Source organism: Variovorax sp. PAMC 28711, assembly GCF_001577265.1.
Taxonomy (GTDB): Bacteria; Pseudomonadota; Gammaproteobacteria; order Burkholderiales; family Burkholderiaceae_C; genus Variovorax.
In genome coordinates, this window is sequence record NZ_CP014517.1 from 4,265,632 (window position 1) to 4,284,908 (window position 19,277).

Annotated in this window: 15 protein-coding genes; 5 read left to right on the forward strand and 10 right to left on the reverse strand. The window is 66.1% G+C overall.

What is annotated here, in order from left to right:
* The first annotated feature begins 113 nt into the window (after positions 1-113).
* Positions 114-2,081: a propionate catabolism operon regulatory protein PrpR gene (gene prpR, locus AX767_RS20570; RefSeq protein WP_237288509.1), complete on the forward strand. Its 1,968-nt coding sequence runs from the start codon at positions 114-116 to the stop codon at positions 2,079-2,081.
* A 27-nt stretch (positions 2,082-2,108) separates the two neighbouring features.
* On the opposite strand, the gene AX767_RS20575 is transcribed toward prpR, so the two are convergent.
* The 4 genes from AX767_RS20575 to AX767_RS20590 all read right to left on the reverse strand — a co-directional run bounded on the left by AX767_RS20575 (position 2,109) and on the right by AX767_RS20590 (position 6,459).
* Entirely contained in the window at positions 2,109-3,584 is a 1,476-nt protein-coding gene (locus AX767_RS20575) for a DegQ family serine endoprotease (RefSeq protein ID WP_068633113.1), read from the reverse strand.
* A gap of 71 nt (positions 3,585-3,655) precedes the next feature.
* Positions 3,656-5,017, reverse strand: a complete 1,362-nt coding sequence (locus tag AX767_RS20580; RefSeq protein WP_068633114.1) for an ATP-binding protein — start codon at positions 5,015-5,017, stop codon at positions 3,656-3,658.
* On the reverse strand, positions 5,014-5,673 hold the full coding sequence (locus tag AX767_RS20585) for a response regulator (RefSeq protein WP_068633116.1): 660 nt from the start codon (positions 5,671-5,673) through the stop codon (positions 5,014-5,016). Before AX767_RS20585 ends, AX767_RS20580 begins: the two co-directional genes overlap by 4 nt.
* Positions 5,674-5,688: 15 nt before the next feature.
* Positions 5,689-6,459, reverse strand: a complete 771-nt coding sequence (locus AX767_RS20590) for an IclR family transcriptional regulator domain-containing protein (protein ID WP_068633118.1) — start codon at positions 6,457-6,459, stop codon at positions 5,689-5,691.
* Positions 6,460-6,585: 126 nt separating this feature from the next.
* Between AX767_RS20590 and pobA the strand changes: the two genes are divergently transcribed.
* Positions 6,586-7,767, forward strand: a complete 1,182-nt coding sequence (gene pobA, locus AX767_RS20595) for a 4-hydroxybenzoate 3-monooxygenase (protein WP_068633120.1) — start codon at positions 6,586-6,588, stop codon at positions 7,765-7,767.
* A 10-nt stretch (positions 7,768-7,777) separates the two neighbouring features.
* Here pobA and AX767_RS20600 read toward each other — a convergent pair whose 3' ends face one another.
* Complete coding sequence (locus AX767_RS20600) at positions 7,778-10,105, reverse strand: xanthine dehydrogenase family protein molybdopterin-binding subunit (protein ID WP_068633122.1); 2,328 nt, start codon at positions 10,103-10,105, stop codon at positions 7,778-7,780.
* An 82-nt stretch (positions 10,106-10,187) separates the two neighbouring features.
* On the opposite strand from AX767_RS20600, the gene aat reads away from it, so the two are divergent.
* Genes aat through AX767_RS20615 form a run of 3 tightly spaced genes read left to right on the forward strand, consistent with a single transcriptional unit; the run spans position 10,188 to position 12,511 of the window.
* Positions 10,188-10,940, forward strand: a complete 753-nt coding sequence (gene aat, locus AX767_RS20605; RefSeq protein ID WP_068633124.1) for a leucyl/phenylalanyl-tRNA--protein transferase — start codon at positions 10,188-10,190, stop codon at positions 10,938-10,940.
* Entirely contained in the window at positions 10,937-11,686 is a 750-nt protein-coding gene (locus AX767_RS20610) for an arginyltransferase (protein WP_068633126.1), read from the forward strand. Before aat ends, AX767_RS20610 begins: the two co-directional genes overlap by 4 nt.
* A gap of 30 nt (positions 11,687-11,716) precedes the next feature.
* Positions 11,717-12,511: an IclR family transcriptional regulator gene (locus AX767_RS20615; protein WP_068633127.1), complete on the forward strand. Its 795-nt coding sequence runs from the start codon at positions 11,717-11,719 to the stop codon at positions 12,509-12,511.
* A gap of 25 nt (positions 12,512-12,536) precedes the next feature.
* On the opposite strand, the gene AX767_RS20620 is transcribed toward AX767_RS20615, so the two are convergent.
* From AX767_RS20620 to ilvC, 5 genes are all read right to left on the reverse strand, one after another.
* Positions 12,537-13,748, reverse strand: coding sequence for a serine hydrolase (locus AX767_RS20620; RefSeq protein ID WP_068633129.1), 1,212 nt, complete (start codon positions 13,746-13,748; stop codon positions 12,537-12,539).
* A 117-nt stretch (positions 13,749-13,865) separates the two neighbouring features.
* Positions 13,866-15,404 carry a 2-isopropylmalate synthase gene (locus AX767_RS20625; RefSeq protein ID WP_068633131.1) on the reverse strand — a complete coding sequence of 513 codons (1,539 nt, stop codon included), beginning with the start codon at positions 15,402-15,404 and terminating at the stop codon, positions 13,866-13,868.
* Between the two features lie 42 nt (positions 15,405-15,446).
* Positions 15,447-17,150, reverse strand: coding sequence for a 2-isopropylmalate synthase (leuA, locus tag AX767_RS20630; protein ID WP_068633133.1), 1,704 nt, complete (start codon positions 17,148-17,150; stop codon positions 15,447-15,449).
* Between the two features lie 177 nt (positions 17,151-17,327).
* The gene (gene pssA / locus AX767_RS20635) at positions 17,328-18,152 is read right to left on the reverse strand and encodes a CDP-diacylglycerol--serine O-phosphatidyltransferase (protein WP_068633135.1); all 825 of its coding nucleotides are present in this window, start codon (positions 18,150-18,152) and stop codon (positions 17,328-17,330) included.
* A gap of 87 nt (positions 18,153-18,239) precedes the next feature.
* Positions 18,240-19,256, reverse strand: coding sequence for a ketol-acid reductoisomerase (gene ilvC, locus AX767_RS20640; RefSeq protein WP_068633136.1), 1,017 nt, complete (start codon positions 19,254-19,256; stop codon positions 18,240-18,242).
* Positions 19,257-19,277: the final 21 nt, after the last annotated feature.

The window sequence follows — 19,277 nt, forward strand, 5'->3', positions numbered from 1 at the left end:
CCAAGGCAACTGGCTCCGCTAAGTGCTTGATTTCTAAAGAATTGACTGCGCGTCGGACGGTACAGCGCGTCGCGGTGCGACACTCGTGAAACATCGCCATGTTTCAATGCGACATGCCCAACGACCACGCCGCGCCAGTCCTCTTCCCGTCTTCAGCCCGCCGCAGCGACCTGCCACGCCTCTGCTTCATGAGCTACCGGCAGATCCGCGAGTTCGCGATGCCGGTGATCGCCGAATACACCGGCCGCGCTGACATCGAGGTGGTCGACGGCACCTTCGGCGGTGCGCTCGCCATCGCGCGCGATCGCATCGAGCGCGGCCAGGTCGACGCGTTCGTCAGCGCGGGCTCCAACGCGAGCATCCTGCGCGCGGGCCTGCAGGCGCCGGTCGCGACCATCCTGCTGAGCGGCTTCGATCTGCTGCAGGCACTCATCAAGGCGCGGCGTCTGTCCAGCCGCGTCGGCGTCGTGATGTACGGCCAGACCATTCCCGAACTGGACGAAGTGAAGGACCTGCTCAACATCGAGGTGACGCAGTACGCCTACCAGACGCCCGACGACGCGCGTCAGCGTTTCGAACTGCTGCGACGCGACGGCTTCGAGGTCATCGTCGGCTCCAGCCTGGTGGTGGAACTGGCCGAGCAGGCGGGTCTGCAAGGGCTGCTCGCGTATTCGCTGGCGAGCGTGCGCAAAGGCTTCGAAGACGCGATCGAACTGGCCCGCGTGGCGCGCCTCGAAGCCGGTCGCTACGAGCAACTCAACGGCGTGCTGCACAACCTGCAGGAAGCCGTGCTGGCCGTGAATCGAGACAACCGCGTGATCGCCGTCAACCCGCCCATGCAGCAACTGCTCGGCTCGCCGCACGCGCGGCTCCTCGGGCAGTCGCTGGAGGCAATCGAGCCCGAACTCTCGTTGCAGCCGACGCTCGACAGCGGCCAGGTCGAACGCGCCGTGGTGCAGCGCTTCGCGCAGCGCGACTGGGTGGTGAACCGAACGCCGATCCGCGAGCACGGCGAAATCGTCGGCGCCGCGCTCACGCTGTACGACGCACGCGCGATCCAGGAGGCCGACACCAGCCTGCGCATCCAGCAGGGTCGCCGGCAGAGCGCGGCGCGCCATCGCTTCGCCAGCCTCATCGGCAACAGCCCCGCGTTCCTGCGCGCGGTGCAGACCGCGCGGCGCTTCGCGCGCACCGACCTCACGGTGCTGATCGCCGGCGAAAGCGGCGTCGGCAAGGAGCTTTTTGCGCAATCGATCCACAACGAAAGCGTGCGCGCGGGCCGGCCGTTCGTCGCGGTCAACTGCGCGGCGTTCCCGGAGTCGTTGCTCGAAAGCGAGCTGTTCGGCTACGAGGAAGGCGCCTTCACCGGGTCGCGCCGCGGCGGCAAGCGCGGCCTCTTCGAGACGGCGCACACGGGCACGCTCTTCCTCGATGAGATCGGCGACATGCCGCTGCAGTTGCAGACGCGCCTCTTGCGCGTGCTGCAGGAGCGGGAGATCACGCGACTCGGCGCCACCGCGGCCATTCCGGTCGATGTGCGCGTGATCGCCGCCACGCACCAGCCGCTCGACGAAATGATCGCGCAGCGGCGTTTTCGGCAAGACCTTTTCTACCGCCTCAACACGCTGCGCCTGCCGCTGCCGCCGTTGCGCGAACGGCCCGAAGACATCGCGCCGCTGGCCGAGATGCAGGTCGGCCGCTGCCTGCAGCGGCTCGGCGCCGCGCTGGACCCGGTGCGCGCACTGGCGCCGCTGCTGCCGCGACTCGTCGCCTACGACTGGCCCGGCAACGTGCGCGAGCTGGAGAACCTGGGCGAGCGCATCGCCGTGTTCCTGCTGCAGTTCGATCGGCTCGAAGACATCCGCTACGACGAACTGCGGCACGACCTGCCCGAACTGTTCGCCGATGCCGCGAGCGATGCGGCCGAGGACCACGACGGCGCATTGACCGAATCGCGCGTCGCCGCCGCACTGCAAGCCAGCAAGGGCAACCGGCAGGCTGCCGCGAAGCAACTCGGCATCAGCCGCTCGACGCTGTGGCGCTGGATGCGCGAACGCGGCGCCGGTGCTTCAGGCACCTGACGCCGCGTTCGGCTCACGGGCGAGCGTTCAGCCCACGTTCACCGGCACGAAGATCTTGTCGCCGCCGCGCTGGATCAGCAACGCCACCGACTTGCCGGCCTTCGCCGCCACTTCGCGCACCTGCTCGATGCTCCTCACCGGCGTGCCGTTGATCGCCAGCAGCACATCGCCTGCCTGCACGCCCGCGCTCGCTGCCGGGCCGGCCGCGTCTTCGATCAGCAGACCGTTCTCGACCGAAGCCTGGCGTTTCTCCGCCGGCTCCAGCGGCCGCAGCGCGAGGCCGAGCTTGCCCTTTCCCACGGCTTCGTCGCTCTTGGCCACCTTGGCCGCCTTGTCGCTCGCATCGCCGAGCTTCGCGCTCAGTTCGGTGCGCTCGCCCTGGCGCCACACTTCGAGCGTGACGTTCTTGCCCGGCATCTGCTGACCGATCACGGCGGGCAGATCGCCCGACGACACGATCGCCACGCCGTCGACCTTGCGGATCACGTCACCCGCCTTCAGGCCGGCCTGGTCGCCCGGGCCGCCCTTCTCGATGTTCGAGACCAGCGCGCCTTCGGGCTTGTCGAGCTTGAACGAATCGGCGAATGCCTGGTTCACTTCCTGCACCGCGATGCCCAGCTTGGCGTGGCTCGCCTTGCCGGTCGCGACGATCTGGTCTTTCACCTGCAACGCCACGTCGATCGGGATCGCGAACGACACGCCTTGGTAGCCGCCGCTGCGCGTGTAGATCTGCGAGTTGATGCCGACCACTTCGCCGCGCCCGTTCAAGAGCGGGCCACCGGAGTTGCCGGGGTTGATGGCGACGTCGGTCTGGATGAACGGCACGTAGCTGTCGTCAGGCAACGAACGGCCCTTGGCGCTCACCACGCCGGCCGTCACGGTGTTCTCGAAGCCGAAGGGCGAACCGATGGCCAGCACCCATTCGCCGACCTTCAGGTCCTTGATGTTTCCCATCTGCAGCGTGGGGAGGTTTTTCGCGTCGATCTTGAGCACGGCGACGTCGGTCTTGGGGTCGGCGCCCAGCACCTTGGCGCGGAATTCGCGGCGATCGGTCAGCTTGACGGTGACCTCCGTCGCGTCCTTCACGACGTGCGCATTGGTCATGATGATGCCGCTCGAATCGACGATGAAGCCCGAGCCCTGGCCACGGGTCGGCGTTTCGCGTTCAGGCTGCTGCTGGCGGCCGCGCGGGCCCATCTGGCCGCCGCCGAAGCGCTTGAAGAACTCGAACATCGGATCGTCCGGGTCCATCGCGGTCGCGCCTTCGGCGGCCTTGCTGCTGCCGACGACGCTGATGTTCACCACGGCCGGGCCGTCGCGCTGGGTGATGGTCGAAAAATCGGGGGCGGCGATCAGCGGCGCCGCGGCCGTGCTGACCGCCGGTGCCGGCGCGCCGACCGCGTTGGCGCTGGTGTAGGCGCCGGCGGCGGCAGCGCCGAGGGCGCCGGCGGCGACGAGTGCGAGCACGAGGGCGCGCGGCGAGCTGAGACGGGAAGCGTTCATTTCAGGGGCCTTTCAAAAACGTTGACGACAACGCGATGAAAGGACTGTCGCTGCGCCAGCTTAGGCGCGGCTTAAACGGGCGCCGGAAAGACCACTTGCACGCGCAGGCCGCCGAGGCTCGGCGAAGCGGCCAGCGACACCGTGGCGCCGTGCAGATCAGCGATCGATTTCACGATCGCGAGACCGAGCCCGCTGCCGGCCACGTCGCTCGCCTGCGAATCGTCGGGGCGATAGAAGCGATCGAGCACGCGCGTGCGCTCGGCTTCGGGCAGGCCGGGCCCGTTGTCATCGACGCTCAGTTCGCACGCACCATCGCTGCGATGGCAGATGCCGATGTCGACGCGTCCGCCTTCGGGCGTGTACTTCACCGCGTTGTCGAGCAGGTTGCGCAACAGCATGCGCAGCGCCTCCGGTTGCCCGCTGACCACGGCACCGTCGTCGGCACGCGCAATGCCGATGTCGATGCGGCGCGCCTGCGCGTGCGCGATGGCGTCTGACACCGCGAGCCGCGCCACTTCGCCGAGCTCCACCAACACCGGCTTCGCGCCGCCCGCGACGCTCGCCTCGTGCCGCGCGAGCGCGAGCATTTGCTCGACCAGCCGGGTCGCGCGATCGATGCCGGCGGCGAGGCGACCGGTGGCGAGCTCGCGTGCCGCTTCGTCGGGTGCACGTTGCAGCGCCTGCACCTGCAGCTTGAGCGCGGTGAGCGGCGAACGCAGCTCGTGCGCGGCATCGGCCACGAAATGCTTCTGCGCATCGAAGGCGTGGCGCACTCGGTCGAACAGCAGGTTGAGTTCCTGCACCAGCGGGCGCACCTCGTCGGGCAGGCCGTCTTCGCTCACCGGCGAGAGCTCGTCGGCCTCGCGCGCCGCCACCTGCTGGCGCACGCGGGCCACGGGTGCGAGCGAGCGGCTCACGACCCACCAGACGATCAGCATCAGCAATGGCGCCATGAGCGCGACCGGCCCGACGGTGCGCAGCGCGAGCGCGCCGGCCATTCGCTGGCGCACCGCGAGGTCTTGCGCGACCTGGATCACAAGGCCGCGCGTCTGCACCGAAAACACGCGGTACGTCGTGCCGCGCGCCCGCACGTCGGCGAAGCCGAGCACTGCGAGTTGCGGCAGCGCAGCGTCTTCCGCTGACTCGAAGATGCGCACGCCTTCGGCGGTCCACACCTGCACGACGAAATCGAAGTTCTGCTCGCCACCGCGAAGACTTCCCAAGCCGCCGACCGCCGCACTCGGCGGCAGGCCGGCACGCAACGACAGCGCCATCTGCTGCATGTGGTAATCGAAGATCTCGTCGGCTTCTTTCAGCACGGTGCGGTAGGCGACCAGCGCCTGCACGCCCGCCGCCAGCACGATGGCAGCCAGCAAGAACCAGAGAAGCCGTGCCCGCAGCGAGCCCGTGAAAGACCAACCAGCGCGCGTCATAGCTTCGGGACCATGTAGCCGACGCCGCGCACGTTACGGATGAATTCCGCGCCGAGTTTCTTGCGAAGGCCGTGCACGTACACCTCGACCGCATTGCTGCTGATCTCGTCCTTCCAGCTGTACAGCTTTTCTTCGAGCTGCGCGCGCGACAGCACCATGCCGGGCCGCGCGAGCAGCGGCTCGAGCACCGCCCATTCGCGCGCCGAGAGCACGACCGGCTGCCCGGCCACCATGACCTCGCGCGTCGCCGGATTGATCGAGACGCCCAGGTGCTCGTACACCGGCTCGGCGCGGCCCGAGGCGCGGCGCAGCAAGGCGCGGATGCGGGCCAGCAGTTCGTCGAGGTCGTAGGGCTTGAGCACGTAGTCGTCGGCGCCGGCGTCGAGCCCTTCGATGCGCTGCTGCACCGAATCGCGCGCTGTGGCGATCAGCACGGGCATGCGTTGCTTGCGCGCGCGCAGGTTGCGCAGCACCTCGAGCCCGTCGCGCCTGGGCACGCCCAGGTCGAGCAGCACGAGGTCGTACTGCTGGGCGCCGAGTGCGAATTCGGCGGCATCGCCGTCCTTCACCCAGTCGACCGCGTACTGCTCGGCCCGCAGCAGGTCGAGGACGGCCTCGCCGATCATCACGTCGTCTTCGAGCAACAGCAATCGCATGGTGTTCTTCTTGGGTCAAAGGAGCGAGCGCACTTCGCGCGCCGCTTCGAACAGGATGGGAAGCATGTCGCGCCTCAGCGTCACCTGGGTGTGCGAGCCGCCCGACAGCACGACATTGAGCGCGGCCACCGTGTGGCCTTGCATGTCGCGCAGCGGCACCGCCAGCGCCTGCACGCCGAGCTCGTGTTCCTCGCTGGCGTAGCCACAGTCGTCCTTGCGCACGCGGGCCAGCACGGAACGCAGGGCGCGCGCCTGGGTGACGGTGTGCGGCGTCAGCCGCGGCAGGCTGCGGCCCTTGAGCCACTGCGTGAGCTGCGCCGCGTTCAGTCCGGCCAGCAGCACATGGCCGGTCGACGTGGCGTGCGCGGGCAGCCGCGCGCCGAGATGCAGTCCATAAGCCAGCACGCGGCTCGGGGCGCCGTAGCTGCCGCTGCGCGCGACGATGACCACCTCTTCGCCGTCGAGCACCACGGCCGAAAACGATTCGCCCGTCTGCGCCGCGAGCCGGTTCAGTGTGGGCTGCAGCGCGCGCGGCAGCCGCGACGACGCGAGGTAGCTGCCCGAAAAGCGCAGCACCTTGGGCGCCATCCAGAAGTAGCTGCCGTCGGTCTCGAGGTAGCCCAGGTGCGTGAGGGTGAGCAGGTGCCGCCGTGCCGCAGCGCGGGTGAGGCCCGCGCGCTCGGCGGCCAGCGTGGCATTGAGCCGCTGGCGCTCGGTGTCGAAACTCTCGAGCACCGCCATGCCCTTGGCGATGCCTTCGATGAAGTCGGCTTTGGCGATGGTCATTGGAGGAAAAAGAGTTGTTGCGCGATGATCGCGCAGCGGTTCGCATGATCGCACAGAGCCTGCGGCCAAGCATTCCTCGGCGCGGCTGCCCACCCTAACCTCGAAGTCACCACAACGGAGACTTCCATGCGCACTCAAGTCGCGATCATCGGTGGCGGCCCCGCGGGCCTGCTGCTCGGGCAGCTGCTGCACAAGGCCGGCATCGACAACGTGATCGTCGAGCGCCAGAGCGGCGACTATGTGCTCGGGCGCATCCGCGCCGGCGTGCTCGAACAGGTGACGATGGACCTGCTCGCGCGGGCCGGCGTCGACGCGCGCGCGCGCAGCGAGGGCTTGCCGCACGACGGCATCGAGCTGCTCTTCAAGGGCGCGCGCCACCGCATCGACCTGCACGGCCTGACCGGCGGCAAGCAGGTAACCGTGTACGGCCAGACCGAAGTGACGCGCGACCTGATGGAAGCCCGCGAGGCCGCGGGCCTTGCAACGATTTACAACGCCTCCCCGGTCAGCCTGCACGACTTCGACACACCACAGCCGCGCGTGCTCTACGAGAAAGACGGTCGCACGCACGAGATCGAATGCGACTTCATCGCCGGCTGTGACGGCTACCACGGCGTCAGCCGCGCCAGCGTGCCGGCCGATGCTCTGCACACCTACGAAAAGGTCTATCCCTTCGGCTGGCTGGGCGTGCTGGCCGACGTGCCGCCGGTATCGCACGAACTCATCTACGCCAACACCGCGCGCGGCTTTGCGCTGTGCAGCATGCGCAGCGCGACGCGCAGCCGCTACTACGTGCAGGTGCCGACCGAAGAAAAGGTCGAAAACTGGAGCGACGACGCGTTCTGGAACGAGCTGCGCTCGCGCCTCGACCCCGAAGCCCGCGAGCGCCTCGTGACCGGCCCGTCGATCGAAAAGAGCATCGCGCCGCTGCGCAGCTTCGTGGCCGAGCCGATGCGCTTCGGCGCGCTGTTGCTGGCCGGCGACGCGGCGCACATCGTGCCGCCGACCGGCGCCAAGGGGCTGAACCTGGCGACCGCCGACGTGGGCTACCTGTCGCGTGCGCTCGAAATTTTCTACGGTGAAAAGTCCGCTTCCGCACTCGATCGCTACTCCGACCTGTGCCTGCGCCGCGTGTGGAAGGCGGAGCGCTTTTCGTGGTGGTTCACTTCGCTGATGCACCGTTTCCCGGACACCGGCGAGTTCGGCCAGAAGATCCAGGAAGCCGAGCTCGACTACCTGGTGCATTCGCACGCGGCCTCGACGTCGCTCGCGGAAAACTACGTGGGTCTGCCGCTCGAAGAGTTCTGAGCGCTGCGCCTCAGGCCTCGTTCATCAGTGCCCAGAGGCGGTCGGCCGACAACGGCATGTCGAGCCGAGGCGCCCTGGCCGCGAGGCCGTTGCGCGCCAAGGCGTCCGCCACCGCGTTGACAATGGCCGGCGTCGCGCCGATGGTGCCGAGTTCGCCCACGCCCTTCACGCCGAGCAGGTTGTTCTTGCAGGGCGTGGACTCGTCCATTTCCATGGTGAACATCGCGCCGATGATGTCGGCACGCGGCGCGGCGTAGTCCATCAGGCTGCCGGTGACCGGCTGGCCGGTTTCGACGTCGTACACCACGCGTTCGTACAGCGCCTGGCCAATGCCCTGCACGGCGCCGCCTTCGAGCTGGCCGCGCACGATCATCGGATTGACGACACGCCCCACGTCGTTGACCGAGCTGTACGCGACCACGGCGACTTCCCCCGTGGGCGGGTCGATCTCGATCTCGCAGATGTGGCAGCCGTTCGGCCAGCTCGGCCCGGCGGCGGTGGTCGTCGATTCCACGAAGATTTCATGCTCGGGCTGCTTCGCGGCGAGGGCGAAGATGTCGAGCTTCAGGTCGGTGCCGGCCACGGTGAACACGCCGTTGGCATAGGTCACGTCGTCGGCTGCCGCTTCGAATTCTTTCGCGGCGAGCTGGCGCGCCTTGTCGATGGTCTTCTCGGAGCCGACGCGCACCGCCGGGCCGCCTGTAAACAGCGAGCGCGATCCGGCGCTGCCGAAGCCATCGCCGCGGTCGGTGTCGCCCAGCACGATGCGCACCTTCTCGATCGGCACGCCGAACGCGTCGACCGCCAGCTGAGCGAGCGAGGTCGCGATGCCCTGCCCCATCGCGTTCACGGCGGAGAACACTTCGATGACGCCATCGGCCAGCACGGAAACCGTCACGCGCTCTTCGAACACATTGCCACCGGTCCACTCGAGAAACGTGGCGATGCCGAGGCCGCGGTGCTTGCCTTGCTTCGCCGAAGCGGCCGCACGCGACTCGAAGCCGTCCCAATCCGCGAGCGCAAGCCCCTGGTCCATCACTTTCTCGAACTGACCCGTGTCGTAGGTCTGGCTCATCGGATTTGTGTACGGCATCTGTTCGGGGCGGATGAAGTTGCGCCGGCGGATCTCGATGCGGTCGATGCCGGTCTGGCGCGCGGCTTCGTCCATCAGGCGTTCCATCGTGTAAATCGCCTCGGGGCGTCCGGCGCCGCGGTACGCACCCGTGGGCGCGGTGTTGGTGAGCACTGCCTTGAAATGGAAGTCGATGGTCTGGATGTCGTAGACGCTGGTTTGCACCCATGGGCCGATCAGGAGCTGGATCGCGACGCCGGTGCCGGTGGCGTAGGCGCCCACGTTGGCCAGGGTATGGATGCGCAGGCCAAGGATTTTTCCGTTGGCGGCGAGCGCCAGCTCGGCCTTCGCCTCGATGTCGCGACCATGCGCGCTGGAGACGAATTCTTCGCTGCGATCGGCCACCCACTTCACCGGCCGCTTCACATGAAGGGCCGCGTAGGCGACCGCGATGTCTTCCGGATAGGCGCCGGTCTTCATGCCGAAGCCGCCGCCCACGTCGCCCACCACCACGCGCACCTTGTCCTTGGCGAGACCGATGGCCGCGCAGACCGAGTCGCGCACGCCCGAAGGCATCTGCGTGCTCATGCGGACGGTGATTCGATCGGTGGCGCGGTCATAGTCGGCGAGCACCGAACGCGGCTCGATGGTGAGCGCCACCAGCCGCTGGTTGACGATGTCCAGCGCCACGACATGCTTCGCGGTGGCGAAGGCCGCGGCCGTGGCCTCGGCACTGCCGTGCCGCATTTCGGCCGCGATGTTGCCGGTCGCCTCGTCGCACAGCAAGGGCGCGCCGTCGGCGGTAGCGCCCGCCAGGTCGACCACCATCGGCAGGTCGTCGTAGTCGATGCGCACCGCCTCGGCCGCGTCGCGCGCCTGTTCGATCGTCTCGGCGACCACGGCCACCACCGGCTCGCCGACGAAGCGTGCACGTTCGTGCGCGAGCACCCGGCGCGGCGGCGTGGCGCAGGGGCTGCCGTCGGCCCGCTTGAAGCCCGCAGCGCCGGGCATCGGCTGGACGCCTGCCTCGGCCAGCTCGGCGCCGGTGAACACACGCAGCACGCCAGGCATGGCCGACGCGGCAGCGGTGTCGATCGCGCCGATGCGGGCATGCGGATACGGCGATCGAACGAAGACGAGGTGCGACTGGCCGGGCAGGCTGACGTCGTCGGTGTAACGGCCGGCGCCGGCCAGCAGCGCATCGTCTTCCAGGCGGCGAACGGCCTGGCCGCTGCCGAAACGGGTGGGGGTGGTTTCTGTGCTCAAGGTGTGTTCTCTCGGGGGGAAAACGCACTATAGGAGCTTCGGCGCTTTCTGGCTGGTGCCCGAAGCCGTGTATACCTGAGGCATGCAACTTCCCTGGCTCGAACCCGGCGACCCGCTTCCCGACCCCGCCTCGGCATGGGGTGACGCCGACCCTGTGCCCGGCCTGCTCGCGGCTGGCGGCGCGCTCGATGTGGCCACGTTGCGGCAGGCCTACAGCCACTGTGTCTTTCCGTGGTTCAGCGACGGCCAGCCGATCCTCTGGTGGAGCCCGGACCCGCGCATGGTGCTCCAGGTGGCGCAGTTCAAGCTGCATCGATCGCTGCGCAGGACGCTGACGCGCTTCGCCGCCACGGCGCGGTGCGAGATCCGGATCGATTACGCGTTCAAGGACGTGATCGCAGCCTGCGCGGAGGCGCCGCGCCTCGGGCAATCGGGCACCTGGATCGTTCCGGAGATGGTCGACGCTTACTGCGCGCTGCACCGCGCAGGCGATGCACACAGCGTCGAGACCTGGATCGACGGCGAACTGGCCGGCGGGCTCTACTGCGTCGGGATCGGGCGTGCGGTGTTCGGCGAGTCGATGTTCGCGCGCCGCCCCGACGCTTCCAAGATCGCGCTGGCTGCACTGGTTTGCCTGTGCCGACGGGGCGGCGTCGAGATGATCGACTGCCAGCAGAAAACGTCTCACCTCGGCAGCCTGGGCGCGCACGAGTTGCCGCGTGCCAGATTCGTTTCGCACGTGGCGGAAACCCGAAACCTGCCTGTGCCCCGGTGGCAATTCGAACCCATATACTGGAACGAACTCCTGTCTGCGCGACCCTCATCGACCACGTGACGCACCTCAAGGACCTCCCGCTCCATACGCTGCAGTTTTATGCGACAGCGCCCTATCCGTGCAGCTACCTGCCGGACCGGCAGGCGCGCTCGCAAGTCGCCACGCCGAGCCACCTGATCCACGCCGACACGTATTCGGGTCTGGTGCTCAACGGGTTCCGCCGCAGCGGGATGTTCACCTATCGCCCCTATTGCGACGGCTGCACCGCCTGCATTCCGCTGCGCGTGAAGGTGAACGAATTCAAGCCCAAGCGCAGCCAGCGCCGCGCGCGCACTCAACATGCCGATCTGCAGGCGCGGGTGCTCAAGCTGTGCTTCGTGCCGGAGCACTACCAACTCTATCTGCGCTACCAGACCGGCCGCCATTCGGGCGGCGGCATGGACCACGACAGCATCGACCAGTACACCCAATTCCTGCTGCAGAGCCGCGTCAATTCGCGGCTGGTGGAGTTTCGCGAAACACTGGCCGACGGCAGCGCCGGCGCGCTCAAGATGGTGTCGATCCTCGACGTCCTGGACGATGGCATCTCAGCTGTTTACACCTTCTACGAGCCCGACGCAGGTGCGGCGTATGGCAACTATGGCGTGCTCTGGCAGATCGAGCAGGCGCGCCAGCTGGGCTTGCCGCACGTGTACCTGGGCTACTGGATCGAAGGCAGCGCCAAGATGAACTACAAGGCGCGCTATGCGCCGCATGAAATGCTGATCGAGGGCTGTTGGCAGGCACCCGCTGATTTCACAAAGTAAAATGGCGGCCGGTCCATACCGCAAGCTGCCATGAGAAAACCCTCCGACGTTCCCGCCACGCCAGTGATCCAGGTCATCGAGCGCATGTTCTCGCTGATCGACGTCCTCGCCTCCCGCGAAGAAGCGATTTCGCTGAAAGAAATCAGTGAGAAAACCGGCCTTCATCCGTCGACCACCCACCGCATCCTGAACGACCTCGCGGTCGGCCGCTTCGTCGACCGGCCCGAGGCCGGCAGCTACCGCCTCGGCATGCGGCTGCTGGAACTGGGCAATCTGGTCAAGGGCCGGCTGAACGTCCGCGACGCGGCGCTCGCGCCGATGCGGGAGCTCCACAAACTGACGCAGCAGCCGGTCAATCTCAGCATGCGGCAGGGCGACGAGATCGTGTACATCGAGCGCTCGTACAGCGAACGCTCGGGCATGCAGGTGGTGCGCGCGATCGGCGGGCGGGCGCCACTGCATCTGACCTCGACCGGCAAGCTCTTTCTGGCCGCGGACGATCCGCAGCGGGTGCGCGCCTACGCCACCCGCACCGGGCTGGCCGGCCACACGCGCAACAGCATCACACAGTTGCCGGCGCTCGAGCGCGAACTGTCGAAGGCGCGCCAATACGGCATGGCGCGCGACAACGAGGAACTGGAACTGGGCGTGCGCTGCATGGCCGCCGGCATCTACGACGACCAGGGCAAGCTGGTTGCCGGCCTGTCGATCTCGGCACCGGCCGACCGACTGGACGATGGCTGGTTGCCGAAGCTTCAAGCCACGGCCAACGAGATCTCGGGGGCGCTGGGCTACAGCGCGAGCAGCGCGACGCCGGCCGCCTGACCGGCGGCGGCGAAACAGGCGCGGGTCAGTCGCCTGCGAGCGCAGTCGCGGCGATGTTCTGGCGCGCCGACGGCGCCATCATGTGGGTCGCTTCGACCCAACGACGCACGCGCTCCGCGTCACCGATGCGGCTGAGCTTGCCGGCCGAATCCAGGAACACCATGATCAGCTTGCGGCCGGCAATGCGGGTCTGCATCACCAGGCACTGACCTGCTTCGTTGATGAAGCCGGTCTTTTGCACGCCGATGTCCCAGTCCGGATTCTTCACGAGGCGGTTGGTGGTGTTGAACTGCAGCGTGCGGTTGCCGACTTCGACCTGGTAGTTGGGCGAAGTCGAGAGTTCACGCACGGTGGCATCGGCCGAAGCGGCGTTCACCAACAAAGCCAGATCCTGCGCGCTCGACTGGTTGTTGCTGGAGAGGCCGGTGGGCTCCACGTAGCGGGTGTCCTTCATGCCGAGCAACTTGGCCTTGGCGTTCATCACGCTCACGAAAGTGGCCAGACCACCCGGGTACGTGCGGCCGAGGGCGTGCGCCGCGCGGTTCTCGCTGGACATGAGCGCCAGGTGCAGCAGCTCGCCACGGGATAGCGTCGAGCCGACCATCAGGCGCGAGCGGCTGTGCTTTTCGGTATCGACGTCATCCTGAGTAATCGTGATGAGTTCTTCTGTTGGCAAACGCGCTTCGCTGACGATCAGGCCGGTCATCAGCTTGGTGAGCGATGCGATCGGCAGCACGGCGTGGTCGTTCTTGCTGAACAGCACTTCGCGCGTGTCCTGGTCGATCACCAGCACGGCGCTCGACTTCAGGTCGAGGGCGTCTTCAGTGTGATTCAGGCCGGCCAACTGGCCGTAAGACAGCACGGGCGGCGTTTCGACGCGAACGATAGAGCGACGCTGCACGGCGACAACCGTCTTGCCGTTCTTTTGCCGGACCGTGGCGACGACGTTGCGGCCACCGCGCACCGTGCGGTCGGCCTTGTCGTTGGCGCGTGCAACCTTCTCCGCCTTGGCGCCGCGCTTGCCGGCCGCCGCTGCGCGCGGCGCCTGTGCCACGCTCTTCGCGCTCTTGCCGCGCGACTCGCTCACAGCCTGGCTCTTCTTGGCAGCCGGCGCCGCCTTTTTGGCGGCGTGGGCGCCGGGCAGCAAAAACGCCGTGGCGCAGAGCGCGACGGCGATCAATTTGAAGGCGGGCAGAAACCGCTGGCTGGAAACTCGGTGAAGACGGGCTTCAGGCATTAAAAACTCTCCAGCGGTGTCAATGAAGGACCGCAGTGTATCGAAATCAAAAAAGACACGCAATATCAGTTACTTGCGCATCCTTGTTCAATCGAACTCAAAGGAACGCCCGAAAACCTAACCTTGTGCTGCCACTCTCTCAGCTTGGCTCTGTAACTTGTTGAGCGCACTCAAATAAGCTTTGGCGGAAGCCACCACGATATCGGGGTCCGCGCCCACGCCATTCACGATGCGACCGGCATTCTGGAGCCGTACTGTCACTTCACCCTGACTTTCGGTCGATCCGCTGATCGCATTCACTGAATAAAGCACCATTTCCGCCCCGCTTTTCACATGCGCCTCGATCGCCTTGAGCGACGCATCGACCGGCCCGTTGCCGTCGGATTCACCGGTGACCTCCTGGCCATGCACGGTGAAAACCACTTTAGACTGCGGCCGCTCACCGGTTTCGCTGTGCTGCGCCAGGGAAACAAAGCCAAACTGTTCGTTAACGTGGGACACCTCTTCCGCGCTGACCAGCGCGAGGATGTCTTCGTCAAAAATCTCGCTTTTGCGGTCGGCGAGCTCCTTGAAACGCGAGAAGGCCGCGTTGATGTCGGCTTCGCTGACCATTGCCACGCCGAGCTCGATCAGACGCTGCTTGAACGCGTTGCGTCCGCTCAACTTACCGAGCACGATCTTGTTGGCCGCCCAGCCCACGTCCTCGGCACGCATGATTTCATAGGTGTCGCGCGCCTTGAGCACGCCGTCCTGGTGGATGCCCGAGGCATGCGCAAAGGCATTGGCGCCGACCACGGCCTTGTTCGGCTGCACCACGAAACCCGTCGTCTGGCTCACCATGCGGCTCGCCGCGACGATGTACTGCGGATCGATGTTCATCTCGAGCCCGAAATAGTCCTTGCGGGTACGGACGGCCATCACCACTTCCTCGAGCGAGCAGTTGCCTGCACGCTCGCCCAGGCCGTTGATGGTGCATTCGACCTGGCGCGCGCCGCCGATCTTCACGCCCGCCAGCGAATTCGCCACCGCCATGCCGAGGTCGTTGTGGCAATGCACCGACCAGATCGCCTTGTCGCTGTTGGGAACGCGCTCGCGCAGGGTCTTGATGAAGGTGCCGTACAGCTCCGGAATCGCGTAGCCCACGGTATCGGGCACGTTGATGGTGGTGGCGCCCTCGTCGATCACGGCTTCGATCACGCGGCACAGGAAATCCATGTCGCTGCGATAGCCGTCTTCGGGGCTGAATTCGACATCGCCGACCTGGTTGCGCGCGAAGCGCACCGCCAGCTTGGCCTGCTCGAACACCTGGTCGGGCGACATGCGCAGCTTCTTCTCCATGTGCAGGGGCGACGTCGCGATGAAGGTGTGGATGCGGCCACGCGCCGCCCCCTTCAGGGCCTCGGCCGCACGGGCGATGTCGCGGTCGTTGGCGCGCGAGAGACCGCACACCGTCGAATCCTTGATGGCATTCGCAATCGCCTTCACCGCCTCGAAGTCGCCGTTCGAGCTGGCCGGAAAGCCCGCTTCGATCACGTCGACCTTGAGCTTTTCCAGCAGCTTGGCGATGCGCATTTTTTCGTCGCGCGTCATCGATGCACCGGGCGATTGCTCGCCATCCCGCAAGGTGGTGTCGAAAATAATGAGTTTGTCGGTCATCGTGGATCTCCTTGTTTTTTCGCGACCCTGCGCAGCAACGCGTCAGGCCGGCGTGATTGCGGATTGTGCGCTGAGCGCACCTTGCGCCCTGGCACGCTGCAACCCCGACACGATCGCTTTCAGGGAAGCCGAAATGATGTCAGCGTCGATGCCCACGCCAAAGAGGGTTTGCGATTCGTCGACGCGCATTTCGAGGTACGCCGCCGCTTTGGCGTCAGCGCCCGCACCGATCGCGTGCTGGTGGTAGTCGATCACGCGCACGGCGTGGCCCGTCGCGTCAGCGAGCGCGTGGATGAACGCGTCGATCGGGCCATTGCCGCGTCCTTCGATCGATCGAATCTCGTCTTCCCAGGGCAGGTCGCCGCGCAGCACCACCGACGCGTTGGCGCCCTCACCCTGCGCTTCGAGCACCCGACGCTGCAATGCGTGCACCGTTTTCAGACCGTATTCGCGTTCGAACAAGGCGTAGAGGTCGGCCGCAGTGAGTTCCTTGCCCGCCACGTCCATCACCCGCTGCACCGACTGCATGAATTCCATCTGCAGGCGGCGCGGCATTTCGATGCCGTATTCGCTTTCGAGCAGGTAGGCCATGCCGCCCTTGCCCGATTGGCTGTTCACGCGGATCACCGCTTCGTAGCTGCGGCCTACGTCCTTCGGATCGATCGGGAGGTACGGCATGTCCCAGATGTCGCCCGCCTTGCGCGCCGAAAACGCCTTCTTGATCGCATCCTGATGCGACCCGGAGAACGAGGTGTAGACGAGGTCGCCCACGTAGGGATGGCGCGGATGCACCGCGATCTGGTTGCAATGCTCCACCGTCACGCGGATCTCGTCGATGTTGGAAAAGTCGAGCTCCGGCGACACACCCTGCGTGTAGAGGTTGAGCGCCACGTTGACCAGGTCGAGGTTGCCGGTGCGTTCGCCATTGCCGAAGAGACAGCCTTCGATGCGGTCTGCGCCGGCCATCAATGCAAATTCGCCGGCAGCGGTTCCGGTGCCACGGTCGTTGTGCGGGTGCACCGACAAAACGATCGCATCGCGACGCTCGAGGTGACGGTGCATCCACTCGATCATGTCGGCAAAGATGTTCGGCGTGGAGTGCTCGACCGTCGATGGCAGGTTCACGATGCACTTGCGCTCGGGCGTCGGCGCCCAGATCGCCGTCACTGCATCGACCACGCGTTTGGAGAACGCGAGATCGGTGCCCGAGAACATTTCCGGCGAGTACTGGAAAGTCCATCGGGTGTCGGGCTGCTGCGCTGCGCACTGGATGAACATGCGCGCATGCGTGGTCGCGAGTTCGACGATCTGGTTTTCGTCCATGCCCAGTACCACCTTGCGCATGATCGGCGCCACGGCGTTGTAGAGATGAACGATCGCGCGCGGCGCACCCTCCAGCGACTCGAATGTGCGGGTGATGAGATGGTCGCGTGCCTGCGTGAGCACCTGGATCGTCACGTCGTCCGGGATACGGTCTTCATCGATGAGCCGCCGCACGAAGTCGAACTCCACTTGCGAGGCCGACGGAAAACCGATTTCGATTTCCTTGAAGCCGATCGCCACCAGGGTTTCGAACATGCGCATCTTGCGTGCGATGTCCATCGGCTCGACAAGCGCCTGGTTGCCGTCGCGCAGATCGGTCGACAGCCAGATCGGGGCCTTGGTCAGCACGGCGTCGGGCCAGGTGCGGTCCTTGAGGCCGATCGGTGCGGATGCGCGGTACTTGGCTTGCGGTTGCTTCAACATGTCGATTTCTCTGTGGTGGTGTGATCACCAGCAACCCCAAACAAAACGGCCCGTTGCTGGTGCGAACGGGCCGTGGTGAGGGATACGCGCGTGCGCTACCGACTCCGCCCGTGGGGCAGGATTAGTAGGGCCAGCGAAATCTTCTTCATGAGGGGTGCGAATGTAGCACAGGGCCTGTCACTTGTGCAGGCCCCGTTCGTCGGGCTCGTCGGTGGACATGCTGATCATGCTCACCTGCTGGCCCTTGGCCTTGCGCCACGCATAGACGATGTAGCCGCTCAGCCCATACGCCACGAACACGCCGAAAAGCACTGTCGGCGGGTGGATGTTGATGACCGCAATGCCCAGCGCGATCAGCACGATCGTGGCGAACGGCACGCTCTTCTTCATCTGGATGTCCTTGAAGCTGTAGAACGGCGCGTTCGTCACCATCGTGAGCCCGGCGTACAAGGTGAAGGCGAACGTGATCCAGGTGATGTTCGTCCACGAGAGATACAGCACTTCGCCGCCGCGCTTGCCCCATTCGGTCATGAGCCAGATAAAGCCCGCGACAAGCGCAGCAGCCGCCGGCGACGGCAGGCCCTGGAACCAGCGCTTGTCGACCACGCCCGTATTCACGTTGAAGCGCGCGAGTCGCAATGCCGCGCACGCGCAGTAGACGAATGCCGCGATCCAGCCCCAACGACCCAGACCCTTGAGCGACCACTCGTAGGCGATGAGCGCCGGCGCCGCCCCGAAGGACACCATGTCCGACAGCGAATCCATCTGCTCGCCGAACGCGCTCTGCGTGTTGGTCATGCGCGCGACGCGGCCGTCGAGACTGTCGAGAACCATTGCGGCGAACACGCCCAGCGCAGCCATGTCAAAGCGCGCGTTCATGGCCATCACGATGGAATAGAAGCCCCCGAACAGCGCTGCCAGCGTGAACAGGTTCGGCAGGATGTAGATGCCCTTCCGTCGTTTGCGCGGTTGTACCTCGTCGGGGAGCGTGTCGTCATGCATGAAGTGAGCCTTTGGAGGAGCGCAGTGTAGTCAATGAAAAAGGGCCACCGCGAACGGTGGCCCCTTGGCGTCCCGGGGGACGACCGGTCAGTTGCGGGTCTGGTCGACCAGCTTGTTCTTCTTGATCCACGGCATCATCGCGCGCAGCTTTTCGCCGACGACTTCGATCTGATGCTCGGCATTCAGGCGGCGGCGGCTGATCAGCGTGGGCTGGCCGGCCGCAGCTTCGAGCACGAAGCTCTTGGCGTATTCGCCGGTCTGGATGTCCTTCAGGACCTGCTTCATCACCTTCTTCGACTCGTCGTTGATGATGCGCGGGCCTGTCACGTACTCGCCGTATTCGGCATTGTTCGAGATCGAGTAGTTCATGTTGGCGATGCCGCCTTCATAGATCAGGTCGACGATCAGCTTGAGCTCGTGCAGGCATTCGAAGTACGCCATTTCGGGCGCGTAACCGGCTTCCACCAGCGTCTCGAAACCGGCCTTGATCAGTTCGACCGTGCCACCGCACAGAACCGCTTGCTCGCCGAACAGGTCGGTCTCGGTTTCTTCGCGGAAGTTGGTCTCGATGATGCCGGCCTTGCCGCCGCCGTTGGCGCTGGCGTAGCTGAGCGCGAGGTCACGCGCCTTGCCGGTCTTGTCCTGGTGCACGGCCACGAGGTGGGGCACGCCGCCACCTTGCGTGTAGGTACTGCGAACCGTGTGGCCCGGCGCCTTGGGCGCGACCATCCAGACGTCGAGGTCGGCGCGCGGCTGCACGAAGCCGTAGTGCACGTTGAAGCCATGGGCGAAGACGAGCGAAGCGCCTTCCTTGATGTGCGGCGCCACGTCGTTCTTGTAGACGTTGGCGATCTGCTCATCGGGCAGAAGAATCATCACGATGTCAGCCGACTTCACCGCATCGGCCACTTCGGCGACCTTCAGGCCCGCCTTGCCGACCTTGTCCCACGAGGCGCCGCCCTTGCGCAGGCCCACCACAACCTTGACGCCGCTGTCGTTCAGGTTCTGGGCATGTGCGTGGCCTTGCGAGCCGTAGCCGATGATCGCGACCGTCTTGCCCTTGATGAGGCTGAGATCCGCGTCCTTGTCGTAATAAACCTTCATGTCGATGCTCCTTCGTTGACT